We start from the raw sequence: 13357 nt of genomic DNA on the forward strand, positions 1-13357 counted from the left end.
CCGCCGGAATGCCCGCATCATCAGGCTTTTGTCGGGGCGCACGGCGTCTGACACCGACGCACTCATGCCCACCAACGCCGTGCCGCTTTCGTCCCCGGTTTTCGCCGTTTTTATGCGGTTCAGATGGCCAAACGGGGCTGAAAAAAGCTGTAAACGACGTCACTGACACTGGATGCGACCATCCCTGTACTGGATACGACCCACCCTGTAGGCGTCAGATTTTCACTGGTACATGATCGTTATGACTCGATTGCAAGGCGCCGTGGTAGAGCTGTCTCCAGAACGCCATCCAACCGCAACCTATAAGTGCGGTGGTCCAGTCGGAACACTGCCAAAAAAAACACCAAGGAGTCCATCCATGAAAGGTTCCCCGTCGTTGTTGTTGGCCGCCATGCTGAGTCTGCCGTTACTGGCTCAAGCCGCAGAACCGGCGCAGTGCAGTACCGTTAACTTCTCCGATGTCGGCTGGACCGACATCACCGCGACTACCGCGACCACCAGCGTCGTGCTCAACGCCCTCGGCTACAAGACCAAGACCACCATGATCTCCGTGCCCGTGACCTACAAATCGCTGGCCGACGGCAAGAACATGGACGTGTTCCTGGGTAACTGGATGCCGACCATGGAAAACGACATCAAGGCCTACCGCGATGCCGGCACCGTGGAAACCGTGCGCACCAACCTGAAGGGCGCCAAGTACACCCTCGCCGTTCCTCAGGCACTGTATGACAAGGGTCTGCACGACTTCGCCGACATCGCCAAATTCAAGAAAGAACTCGACGGCAAGATTTACGGCATCGAGCCAGGTAACGACGGCAACCGTCTGATCCAGAGCATGATCGACAAGAACGCCTTCGGCCTGAAGGACGCCGGCTTCAAGGTCGTGGAATCGTCCGAAGCGGGGATGCTATCGCAGGTCGACCGGGCGCAAAAACGCGACACCGCCGTGGTCTTCCTCGGCTGGGCACCGCACCCGATGAACAAGCGCTTCAAGATTCAATACCTGACCGGTGGCGACGATTTCTTCGGCCCCGATTTCGGTGCAGCGACCGTGGCGACCAACACCCGCAAGGGCTACGCCGAGGAATGCAGCAACGTCGGCCAGTTGCTGAAGAACCTGGAGTTCACCGTCGACATGGAAAGTGAACTGATGGGCAACATCCTCGACGACAAGATGAAGCCTGACGCGGCCGCCAAGGCCTGGCTGAAGAAGAATCCACAGGTGCTCGATACCTGGCTCGCTGGCGTGACCACCATTGACGGTAAACCTGGCCTGGAGGCCGTGAAAGCCAAACTGCAGTAATCGCTTATGCCGGACGGCGTAAGCCGTCCGGGCTGTTTATTTCCTTGCATGCGGACGTTCACTACCATGCTGATTGATCAGAAAATCCCTTTAGGCCAGTACATCGCGGGCTTCGTTGAATGGTTGACGCAACACGGCGCCAACACCTTCGACGCAATCGCCGTGACCCTGGAAACGATGATCCACGGCGTGACGTTTGCGCTGACCTGGTTCAATCCCTTCGTCTTGATCGGCCTCATTGCATTGCTCGCGCATTTCATCCAGCGCAAATGGGGACTGACTGCTTTTGTAATCGCCTCGTTCCTGCTGATCCTCAACCTGGGGTACTGGCAGGAAACCATGGAAACCCTCGCCCAGGTCATGTTCGCGACCCTGGTCTGCGTGGTCATCGGCGTGCCGTTGGGCATCGTCGCCGCGCACAAACCGATGTTCTACACGTTGATGCGTCCGGTACTCGATCTGATGCAGACCGTACCGACCTTCGTTTACCTCATTCCTACCCTGACCCTCTTCGGGCTGGGTGTGGTGCCGGGCCTGATCTCCACAGTGGTGTTCGCCATCGCTGCGCCGATCCGCCTGACCTACCTGGGCATCCGCGATGTCCCGCAAGAACTGATGGACGCCGGCAAGGCCTTCGGCTGCTCGCGTCGCCAATTGCTTTCACGGATCGAACTGCCTCACGCCATGCCGAGCATCGCGGCCGGCATCACCCAGTGCATCATGCTGTCGCTGTCGATGGTGGTGATCGCGGCACTGGTGGGCGCCGACGGACTCGGCAAACCGGTGGTCAACGCACTGAACACTGCTGATATCGCCCTGGGCTTCGAAGCGGGCCTGGCGATCGTACTGCTGGCGATCATGCTCGACCGTATCTGCAAACAACCCGACGCCAAAGCAGGGGGTGACGCATGAGCATAATTCGCTTCGAAGACGTCGACGTAATCTTCTCCAAGGATCCGCGCGAGGCACTCAAGCTGCTGGATCAGGGCATGACCCGCAACGAGATCCTGAAAAAGACCGGACAGATTGTCGGTGTGGAAAAAGCCACGCTGGACATCAACAAGGGCGAGATCTGCGTGCTGATGGGCCTGTCCGGCTCCGGCAAGTCGAGCCTGCTGCGCTGCATCAACGGCCTCAACACCGTGAGCCGCGGCAAGCTGTTCGTCGAGCATGAAAACCGCCAGATCGACATCGCCTCCTGCACCCCGGCCGAGCTGAAAATGATGCGCACCAAACGCATCGCCATGGTGTTCCAGAAGTTCGCCCTGATGCCGTGGCTGACGGTGCGCGAGAACATCAGTTTCGGACTGGAAATGCAGGGTCGCCCGGAGAAGGAACGCAAGAAGCTCGTCGATGAAAAGCTCGAACTGGTTGGCCTGACCCAATGGCGCAACAAGAAGCCTGACGAACTCTCCGGCGGTATGCAGCAGCGCGTAGGCCTGGCCCGGGCACTGGCGATGGACGCCGATATCCTGCTGATGGACGAACCGTTCTCGGCACTCGACCCGCTGATCCGTCAGGGTCTGCAGGATGAACTGCTGGAACTGCAACGCAAGCTGAGCAAGACCATCGTGTTCGTGAGCCATGACCTTGATGAAGCGCTGAAACTCGGTAGCCGCATCGCGATCATGAAAGACGGCCGGATCATCCAGTACAGCGTGCCGGAAGAGATCGTGCTGAACCCGGCGGACGACTACGTGCGCACCTTCGTTGCCCACACCAACCCGCTCAACGTGCTCTGCGGCCGCAGCCTGATGCGCACGCTGGACAACTGCAAACGCATCAACGGCTCAGTGTGCCTCGATCCGGGCGGCGATTCGTGGCTGGACCTGGCCGAAGGCAACACCATTAAAGGCGCGCGGCAGAACGGTTCAGTGCTGAACCTGCAGAACTGGGCACCGGGCCAAGCCGTGGAGGCTCTGGAGCGCAAGCCGACATTGGTGGACTCGAACATCGGTATGCGTGACGCGCTGCAGATTCGCTACCAGACCGGCAACAAACTGGTGCTGCACGACAACAACCATGTGGTGGGGATCTTGGGCGACAGTGAGTTGTATCACGCGTTGCTGGGCAAGAACCTCGGTTAAGGCAGGGATAAAAAAAGGGATCGCGGTGAGCGATCCCTTTTTTATTGGGTCAGGGAAAAGCCCCCTCACCCTAGCCCTCTCCCGGAGGGAGAGGGGACCTACCGGGGGATGCTGCAGATCTACACCGACCTGATCTTGCTTCACCGAATCCATAATCGACTCGATCTTTCAGGTCGATGTACAACGCCAGACACCTCGGTCAGCTCCCTCTCCCTACGGGCGGTCCGACGTTTCGGGAGGGTTGGGGTGAGGGGCTTTTGACTGGCATTGAAATTTCGAGTCGAACTCAGGCTTTGAAAGCCCCCGATCTGCTCCCTTTCCCCCTCTCCCTTGGGGAGAGGGCTGGGGTGAGGGGGCTTTTGACTTTAGCTATACACCCGGCCAAGAAGCTGCCGATGGCTTTCAAACTGATCAAGCACATCGCGTGTGATCTGATCCTGCGTGAAGCCCATCAGGTCGTAGTCCTGACTGCCGTTGTGCAGATACACCTCGGCGCGGTAGTAACGCTGGCGCGCCTCATCGGACTGAGCCGATTCGGTCGGGGTCGCGAGGTAGCCGTCCAGGCTCACTTCGTAGACGAAAGGGTTGCCCTCTTCCATCTCGACACGCACGCCCATGCAACGCTTGGATTTACCCAGCAGTGTCTGCACTTCCAGACCCTGAACACGCATTTGAGCGGCCGCGTCTTCCAGCGCCGGGCTGACCTGCTTGTCCATGAAGCGTTGCACCACCGATTGGCTCGGCTGCAGATCCAGCTGCGTCAGACGCTCACTGAAACCACGACGACCGCGCTCAGCCAGTTGCGCCTGCTCCTGTTCGATCTGCACGTCCTGACGCATCGCCTTGTGCAGGCCGAACATGAAGAACACCAGCACCACCGAGAACGGCAGACCGGCCAGCACCACCATGGTTTGCATGGCTTCGAAGTTACCGGCGAACAGCAGACCGATGGTCACCAGCGTGATCACCACCGACCAGAAGATCCGCAGCCAGTGCGGCGCATCTTCGTCGACGTTGCCGCCCTTGCAGGACAGATTCGCCATCATCACCGCGCCGGAGTCGGCCGGGGTCAGGAACAGCACGAAACCGACAAAGATCGACACACCGATGACGACTTTCGACGCCGGGTAGTGTTCCAGCAATTGATAAATCGCCATCGACGGCTGTTCCAGCGCCGTCTTGCCAAGCTCCACCGCCCCCTGGTTCATCACCAGATCCAGTGCCGAGTTACCGAAGATCGACAGCCAGGCCAAAGTGAAGCCCAGCGGAATCAGCAGCACACCGGCCACCAGTTCACGCACGGTACGGCCACGGGAAATACGCGCGATGAACATGCCAACGAATGGTGCCCAGGAAATCCACCACGCCCAGTAGAACAGAGTCCACAGGCCCAACCAGCGGTCGGACTTGGCGCTGTCGCCTTCATAGACGTACAGGTCGAAAGTCTTCAGCACCACGCCGTTGAGGTAATCGCCGATGTTCTGCACGAAGCCGTTAAGCAGGTGCAAAGTCGGGCCAAACAACAGCACGAAAATCAGCAGACCGCTGAACAGCACAATATTCAGGTTGGACAGACGACGGATGCCGTTTTCCACACCCGACACGGCAGCGATGGTCGCCACGGTGCTCATCACGATGATCACGATCAGCAGGTTAGTGTTGCTGTGTTCCATGCCGAACAGGTTTTCCAGGCCGGAGGACACTTGCAGCGAACCGATCCCCAGGTTGGTCACCAGACCCAGCAGGGTCACGAACATGCCGAAGCCGTCCACCGCGTGACCGGCCGCGCCTTTGACCCAACGCTCGCCCACCAGCGGATACAACGCCGAACGCAGTGCCAACGGCTGGTTATGACGGTAAGCGAAGTACGCCACGGCCAGACCGACCAGCGCGTAGATCGCCCAGCCGTGCAGGCCCCAGTGCAGGAACGTCAATTGCACCGCCTGACGCGCGGCCATGTTGGTGGCCGCTGCGCCTTCCGGCGGATTGAAGTAGTGGTCCAGCGGCTCGGACGCGCCGAAGTACAGCAGCGAAATACCGATACCCGACGAGAACAGCATCCCCGCCCAGGCGCCGTAACTGAAATCCGGGGTGTCGTCCTTGCTGCCCAGTTTGAGTTTGCCGTAGGAAGAAAACGCCAGGCCCACCACAAACACCAGGTAGGCGGCGATCACCACCATGTAGTACCAGCCGAAGCTGCGCGACAACCAGGCCTGAGCGATACCCAACAATCTGCCGGCCTCTTGCGGGGCGATGATCAGAATGGCGGTCAACAACAGAATCAGCGCGGTAGAGGTGTAGAACACCCAACCGTTGACCGTCACCTTCTCGGGCGGGGTCTTTATAAGCGAGGCAGAACTCATGGCACAAATGCTCCAGGCAGTGCGAGAGAAGAACACAAGGCAACACGGAACCCGACCAATCGGTTAGTTGGCAGCCGACCGGCGGGTGATATAAAGACACCCCGAAAACAGCCCGAACCTGCCGAAATGGCGCTGCGAATCGCTTTCGTGGCCGAGGTCTGGACGTTCATCCGAAACCTGGCCCTGAGCGTCTTGCCCTTTCAACACGTCCATCGAATCGCGAACCGCGCCATGCCCCACGCAGGTTTCAAGCATTTTCGGATGTCGGTTTATCGCCATTTACACGTAGGAAAAATCTGTAAATCGCGACGATTTGTCGCAGATCTTATTCTTTGTTGATTGAACGTTCAATCAAAACAAAATAGACTGGCCCTCAATCCGGTAGCCGTTTTTCGTCCACCGGAAGGCCTAAGGAGATGTGCAAGATGCCCAAGGTCGGGATGCAACCCATCCGCCGCCAACAACTGATCGAAGCCACGTTGCAGGCGGTCGATCAGGTCGGGATGGGGGACGCCAGCATTGCGCTGATCGCCCGTTTGGCCGGTGTCTCGAACGGCATCATCAGTCACTACTTTCAGGACAAGAACGGCCTGATTGCCGCCACGATGCGGTATCTGATGAATGTCCTCAGCGAGAACGTCACCGCACGCCGTCAGGCGCTGGCAGACAGCAGCCCACGGGCGCATCTGCAGGTGATCATCGAAGGCAACTTCGATGCCAGCCAGGTCAATGGCCCGGCAATGAAAACCTGGCTGGCCTTCTGGGCCACCAGCATGCACCAGCCGTCTTTGCACAGGTTGCAGCGGATCAACGATCACCGTCTGTATTCCAACCTGTGCTGCGAGTTCCGCCGTGTGTTGCCGCTCGAAGATGCGCGCAGCGCCGCGCGAGGACTGGCAGCGTTGATTGACGGTTTGTGGTTGCGCGGCGCTTTGTCGGGAGACGCTTTCGACACGGCGCAGGCGCAACAGATCGCTTACGAATACATGGATTTCCAATTGGCCAAGAAGGTGAGCTAGAGCACACAGAAAACGCTCAGCCCCTGAACTGTTACCGACCAGCGATGCCACAGCTACATGGCTCACCCGGTGACCAACGCCAACCACTCATGCACTTGCGAGGACACTATGGCCCGTTTCGAACTGCAAAAACTCTACATTGATGGCGCGTACTCCGACGCTGGCAGCGATGCCACCTTCGAAGCCATCAACCCGGCGAACGGTGAAGTCCTCGCCAACGTGCAACGTGCGACCAAGGAAGACGTCGAGCGTGCCGTGGTCAGCGCGGAAAAGGGCCAGAAAATCTGGGCAGCGATGACCGCCATGGAGCGTTCGCGCATCCTGCGTCGTGCCGTCGACATCCTGCGCGAACGCAACGATGAACTGGCCGCGCTGGAAACCCTGGACACCGGTAAAGCCTTCTCCGAAACCAAGTACGTCGACATCGTTACCGGCGCCGACGTGCTGGAATACTACGCAGGCCTGGTGCCGGCTATCGAAGGCGAGCAGATCCCGCTGCGTGACACGTCTTTCGTCTACACCCGTCGCGAGCCGCTGGGCGTAGTCGCCGGTATCGGCGCGTGGAACTACCCGATCCAGATCGCTCTGTGGAAATCCGCACCAGCCCTGGCGGCCGGTAACGCGATGATCTTCAAGCCAAGCGAAGTCACCTCGCTGACCACCCTGAAACTGGCCGAAATCTACACCGAAGCCGGCCTGCCCAACGGCGTGTTCAACGTGCTGACCGGCAGCGGCCGTGAAGTCGGCACCTGGCTGACCGAGCATCCGCGCATCGAGAAAGTCTCCTTCACCGGCGGCACCGACACCGGCAAGAAAGTCATGGCCAGCGCTTCGGCTTCGTCGCTGAAAGACGTGACCATGGAACTGGGCGGCAAATCGCCGTTGATCATCTGCGACGACGCCGACCTGGATCGCGCCGCCGACACCGCAATGATGGCCAACTTCTACAGCTCCGGTCAGGTCTGCACCAACGGCACTCGCGTGTTCGTACCGAGCCACCTGAAAGCCGCTTTCGAAGCCAAGATCGTCGAGCGCGTAGCGCGCATCCGCATCGGCAACCCGGAAGACGAAAACACCAACTTTGGCCCGCTGGTCAGCTTCGCCCACATGGAAAGCGTGCTGGGTTACATCGCCAAGGGTAAAGAAGAAGGTGCCCGCGTCCTGTGCGGCGGCGAGCGTCTGACCGACGGCGAGTTCGCCAAAGGCGCTTTCGTTGCACCGACCGTGTTCACCGATTGCACCGACGAGATGACCATCGTCCGTGAAGAAATCTTTGGCCCGGTGATGGCGATCCTCTCCTACGAGACCGAAGAAGAAGTGATCCGCCGCGCCAACGACACCGACTTCGGCCTGGCCGCCGGTATCGTGACCAAAGACCTGAACCGCGCGCACCGCGTGATTCATCAGCTGGAAGCCGGTATCTGCTGGATCAACGCCTGGGGCGAGTCCGACGCGAAAATGCCGGTGGGCGGTTACAAGCAGTCGGGCGTGGGCCGTGAAAACGGCATCAGCTCGCTGACCAACTACACACGCATCAAATCGGTACAGGTCGAGCTGGGCGATTACGTCTCGGTGTTCTGATCAGCTAGCTGATCAGCTGCAAGCGGCAAGTTTCAAGCTGCAAGTAAAAGCAGTTTGGGGTTGCCGCCCTCCCCGATTTCGAAGCCACAGCTCGCTGCTTTTTCTTGCAGCTTGAAGCTTGTGGCTTGTAGCTCCCCCAGGAGAACTTATGACTCAAGAATACGACTACATCATCATAGGGGCCGGTTCTGCAGGTAACACACTTGCGACCCGTCTGACTGAAGACGCAGGCGTCACCGTTCTGCTGCTCGAAGCCGGCGGTCCGGACTATCGTTTCGACTTCCGCACGCAAATGCCGGCTGCCCTGGCGTTCCCGCTGCAGGGTCGTCGCTACAACTGGGCTTACGAAACCGATCCAGAGCCACACATGGACGGTCGCCGGATGGAATGCGGTCGCGGCAAAGGCCTCGGCGGCTCCTCGCTGATCAACGGCATGTGCTACATCCGTGGCAACGCGATGGACTACGACGGCTGGGCGAAACTGCCAGGCCTGGAAGACTGGTCGTACCTCGACTGCCTGCCGTACTTCCGCAAAGCGGAAACCCGCGACATCGGCCCGAACGACTACCACGGTGGCGACGGTCCGGTCAGCGTGACCACACCGAAGGCCGGCAACAACCCGCTGTTCCACGCCATGGTTGAAGCCGGCGTGCAGGCCGGTTACCCGCGCACCGAAGACTTGAACGGCTACCAGCAGGAAGGCTTCGGCCCGATGGACCGCACCGTGACGCCGAACGGCCGTCGTGCTTCCACCGCCCGTGGCTACCTCGACGTCGCCAAGAAGCGTTCGACCCTGACCATCGTCACCCACGCCCTGACCGACAAGATCCTGTTCGAAGGCAAGCGTGCGGTCGGCGTGCGTTACCTGGTCGGTTCGGCTGAAGAACGCGTTGAAGTCAAAGCACGCAAGGAAGTCCTGCTGTGCTCCGGCGCCATCGCTTCGCCGCAGATTCTGCAGCGTTCCGGCGTCGGCCCGGCGAAACTGCTGGAAAGCCTCGACATCCCGGTCGTTCATGACCTGCCAGGCGTCGGTGAAAACCTGCAGGATCACCTCGAGCTGTACCTGCAATACGCTTGCACTCAACCGGTTTCGCTGTACCCGTCGCTGCTCTGGTACAACCAGCCGGCCATCGGTGCCGAGTGGCTGTTCAACGGCACCGGCATCGGCGCCAGTAACCAGTTCGAAGCCGGCGGTTTCATCCGTACTCGCGAAGAGTTCGAATGGCCGAACATCCAGTACCACTTCCTGCCGGTGGCGATTAACTACAACGGCAGCAACGGTGTGAAAGAGCACGGTTTCCAGGCACACATGGGTTCCATGCGTTCGCCGAGCCGTGGTCGCATCCAGGTCAAATCCAAGGATCCGCGCCAGCACCCGAGCATCCTGTTCAACTACATGGCCACCGAGCAGGACTGGCAGGAATTCCGTGACGGCATCCGCCTGACCCGCGAAATCATGCAGCAGCCGGCACTGGACGCCTTCCGTGGTCGCGAAATCAGCCCGGGCATCGACGTGCAAACCGATGAGCAGCTCGACAAGTTCATCCGCGAGCACGCCGAAACCGCGTTCCACCCGTCCTGCTCGTGCAAGATGGGCACCGACGACATGGCCGTCGTGGATGGCGAAGGTCGCGTGCACGGCATGCAGAGCCTGCGTGTGGTCGATGCCTCGATCATGCCGATCATTACCACCGGCAACCTCAACGCGCCGACGATCATGATGGCCGAGAAAATCGCCGACAAGATCCGTGGCCGCAAACCACTGCCGCGCAGCAACGCGCCGTACTACGTTGCGGGCGATGCGCCGGTGAAGGGCAAGCCGATGCGTGATATCACGCCTGTTGCTCAGTAAGTCGTAATACCGCGTCAAGGCTGATCGCTGGCAAGCCAGCTCCCACAGGGTTTTGTGTCGTTCACAGAAATTGTGTTCACCAAAAACCTGTGGGAGCCTGGCTTGCCAGCGATGAGGCCTGGCCATTCAGCACAAATCCCCCCGCTGCACAGTAAATCCCCCTACACCCCCTCTTCACTTGATCCTACCCCCACGCAGGCCTACTCTAGACCTCGCGCAATCGTTTCACCCCTCCCCGCCGAATCGCTGCACCCCGCAACTCCATAACAAGGAGGTTCCCGAATGTTCGATTTCCACCCCCAGCTCAAGCAGCGCTTCGCTGCCTTGCGCACGGGCGCCGAGTTCTTTTCCCTGCGGTATGTACGCGAGTCCGGCCAATACCTGTCGGTGCGCAAGAACGTCGCCGAGCCGCCGAGCCTGAGCCGCGACGAAGGCGCGATGCTCACCGTGCGCGTCAACGGGGTCGAGGCCTATGCCGCCACCAACGACCTGTCGCAGCAAGGCCTGCAAGCCGCCCTTGAACGCGCCGAGCAACAGGCCCGGCGGCTCAAGCCCCACGCCTTGCTCGACCTGCGCGATCAGCCGGTGTCGAGCGACCGCGCCGACTACTTTTCGCCCAATCTCGAACAACCCTTCCCGTCCCTGAGCGAATGCTTCGAGCTGCTCGGCGCGGAATCCGCCTCGGTGCCCAAGGATGAGCGCCTGGTGAACTGGCAAGTGAGCATCGGCATTACCCATGTCGAGCAGATCTACCTGAGCAGCGCCGGTGCCGAATTGCGCCAGGCCCAGCGTTTCGTCTACCCGAGCCTCGATGTCACTGCCTACGACGGCAACGACAGCCAGACCCGCAGCCTCGGCCGCGAGAACTTCGGCCAGCAGGGTGGCGCCGATGTGATCAGCCGTTGCGGTCTGGTCGGCGCCGGCCCGCAAGTGGCGGATCAGGCCCTGCAACTGCTGCTCGCGCCGAACACTCCGCAAGGCCCGCGCGACCTGCTGCTGATGCCGGATCAGATGATGCTGCAGATCCACGAGTCCATCGGTCACCCGCTGGAGCTGGACCGCATCCTCGGTGACGAGCGCAATTACGCCGGCACCAGTTTCGTCAAAACCAGCGACTTCGGCAGCCTGCAATACGGTTCGAAATTACTTAACGTGACCTTCGATCCGGGCATTCCCGAAGAGCTCGCCAGCTACGGCCATGACGACGACGGCACGGCGGCAAGCAAACAGTTCCTGATTCGCGATGGTTTGCTGCTGCGTCCTCTGGGCGGTGCACTGTCGCAATTTCGCGCCGGTCTCGACGGCGTCGCCAACAGCCGTGCCTGTGGCTGGAACCGCCCGCCGATCGACCGCATGGCCAACCTCAATATCGAGCCGGGCGATCAGCCACTGAACAAACTGATCGAAGGCATCGAGCACGGCATCCTGATGAGCACCAACCGCTCCTGGTCGATCGACGATGCGCGCAACAAATTCCAGTTCGGCTGCGAGTGGGGCCAGTTGATCGAAAACGGCGAACTCAAAGGCGTGGTGAAAAACCCGAACTACCGGGCGATTTCCGCGCATTTCTGGAAGAGCCTGCGCGCCGTCGGCGATGCCAACACCGTCAAGGTGCTGGGCACACCGAACTGCGGCAAGGGTGAACCGAACCAGGTGATTCGCGTCGGCCACGCTTCGCCGGCCTGCGTATTCAGCAACGTTGATGTGTTTGGGGGAGACGCCTGATGAGCATTTCGAAGAGTCAGTCCGACGCCTTCAAGGTCATGGTCAATTGGCTGCGCGACAGCGTGCGCGAGCCGGAACAATTCACCCTCAGCTTCGCCGCCGAGTCCTCGGCATTCGTGCGTTTCAATCACGCCAAGGTGCGGCAGGCCGGGCAAGTGCAGCAGGCCAATATCGTCCTGAAGCTGATCAACGATGGCCGCCACGCCGATCTGCAAATCACCCTGTCCGGCGATCAGGAAGCCGACCTGCAACGCCTCGCCGAGGGCCTGCATCAATTGCGCGAAACGTTGCCGTTGCTGCCGCAGGATCCGTACCTGTTGCTCAACCACAACGGTTGGCAGAGCGAGAACGTGCAGGAACATCCGCTACCGGACACCGAGCAGGTGGTCGAGGAAATCTGCACCGCCGCTGAAGGTCTGGATCTGGTCGGCTTCTACGCCGCCGGTCCCATCAGCCGCGGTTTCGCCAGTTCGTCGGGGGCGTTCGGCTGGCACCAGGCCAACAGCTTCAACTTCGATTTCAGCCTGTTTCACGACAATGGCGAAGCGGTGAAGGCCAGCTACGCCGGGCATGACTGGAGCAGTGAAGGGTTCGCCAGACGCTTCCAGCAGGCCCGCGAGCAACTGGCATTTCTCGGCCGCCCGTTGCGCACGCTGGCGCCGGGGCAGTACCGCGCGTATCTGGCACCGGCGGCGCTGGAAGAAATCATGGGCATGTTGAGCTGGGGCGGTTTCTCGGCGCAGTCGATTGCCAGCAAAAGCAGTCCGCTGCAAAAACTGTATGTCGGCGATCAGACGTTCAGTCCGCTGGTGTCGCTGGACGAGAAAGTCAGCGAATCGTTGAGCCCGGCGTTTTCCGGCGAGGGTTATCCGCGCAGTGATTTGCGGCTGATCGTCGACGGCAAGGCGGGCGATCAACTGGTCGGCTCGCGCAGTGCGGCGGAATACGGCCTGACCGCCAATGGCGCCAGCGGCGGCGAATCACCGAGTGCGCTGAACATGGCGGCGGGGAACCTGACGCAGGCAGAGATTCTCAAGCAGTTGGGCACCGGGCTGTACATCAGCAACCTGTGGTACCTGAACTTCTCCGATCAACCAGCGGCGCGCTTGACCGGCATGACCCGGTTTGCCACCTTCTGGGTCGAGAACGGCGAGATCCAGGCGCCGGTCAGCACCATGCGTTTCGACGACAGCGCCTACAGCCTGCTGGGTTCGCAGCTGGAAGCGTTGACCGCCGAGCGTGAGTTGCTGCTGTCGGCGAGTACGTACAGCCAGCGCAATACTTCGTCGGCGTTGCTGCCGGGGGCGCTGGTCAGCCGACTGACCCTAACCCTGTAAACACGCTATTCCCCAATACACGGGGGCTTGAGTACAAGGCCCTGTGGCGAGGGGATTTATCCCCGTTGGGGTGCGCAGCGCCCCCTATAT

General features: G+C 60.4%; 9 protein-coding genes. 8 read left to right on the top strand and 1 reads right to left on the bottom strand.

All coding sequences use genetic code 11. The features are described from left to right. Positions 1-358 precede the first annotated feature (358 nt). The 3 genes from HV782_RS27030 (at position 359) to choV (ending at position 3390) form a co-directional block, all read left to right on the top strand. Entirely contained in the window at positions 359-1303 is a 945-nt protein-coding gene (locus tag HV782_RS27030) for a choline ABC transporter substrate-binding protein (RefSeq protein WP_123469423.1), read from the top strand. A gap of 66 nt (positions 1304-1369) precedes the next feature. Next, complete coding sequence (gene choW / locus HV782_RS27035) at positions 1370-2215, top strand: choline ABC transporter permease subunit (protein ID WP_186748709.1); 846 nt, start codon at positions 1370-1372, stop codon at positions 2213-2215. Then, on the top strand, positions 2212-3390 hold the full coding sequence (gene choV / locus HV782_RS27040; RefSeq protein ID WP_123469427.1) for a choline ABC transporter ATP-binding protein: 1179 nt from the start codon (positions 2212-2214) through the stop codon (positions 3388-3390). The genes choW and choV overlap by 4 nt, the downstream gene beginning before the upstream one ends. Positions 3391-3755: 365 nt before the next feature. Here the strand turns inward: choV and betT are convergent, their stop codons facing one another. After that, positions 3756-5753 carry a choline BCCT transporter BetT gene (betT, locus tag HV782_RS27045; RefSeq protein WP_123469429.1) on the bottom strand — a complete coding sequence of 666 codons (1998 nt, stop codon included), beginning with the start codon at positions 5751-5753 and terminating at the stop codon, positions 3756-3758. A gap of 425 nt (positions 5754-6178) precedes the next feature. On the opposite strand from betT, the gene betI reads away from it, so the two are divergent. From betI to HV782_RS27070, 5 genes are all read left to right on the top strand, one after another. Further along, complete coding sequence (gene betI / locus HV782_RS27050; RefSeq protein ID WP_077574838.1) at positions 6179-6772, top strand: transcriptional regulator BetI; 594 nt, start codon at positions 6179-6181, stop codon at positions 6770-6772. Positions 6773-6880: 108 nt separating this feature from the next. Then, entirely contained in the window at positions 6881-8353 is a 1473-nt protein-coding gene (betB, locus tag HV782_RS27055; RefSeq protein ID WP_123469433.1) for a betaine-aldehyde dehydrogenase, read from the top strand. Between the two features lie 148 nt (positions 8354-8501). After that, positions 8502-10205, top strand: coding sequence for a choline dehydrogenase (gene betA / locus HV782_RS27060; protein WP_186748708.1), 1704 nt, complete (start codon positions 8502-8504; stop codon positions 10203-10205). 282 nt (positions 10206-10487) lie between these two features. After that, positions 10488-11930 carry a TldD/PmbA family protein gene (locus tag HV782_RS27065; protein WP_123469439.1) on the top strand — a complete coding sequence of 481 codons (1443 nt, stop codon included), beginning with the start codon at positions 10488-10490 and terminating at the stop codon, positions 11928-11930. Next, positions 11930-13267 (top strand): TldD/PmbA family protein, encoded by a 1338-nt coding sequence (locus HV782_RS27070; protein WP_186748707.1) that lies wholly within the window; start codon positions 11930-11932, stop codon positions 13265-13267. The genes HV782_RS27065 and HV782_RS27070 overlap by 1 nt, the downstream gene beginning before the upstream one ends. Positions 13268-13357 lie beyond the last annotated feature (90 nt).

The sequence above is a fragment of the Pseudomonas monsensis genome (assembly GCF_014268495.2).
GTDB lineage: Bacteria > Pseudomonadota > Gammaproteobacteria > Pseudomonadales > Pseudomonadaceae > Aquipseudomonas > Aquipseudomonas monsensis.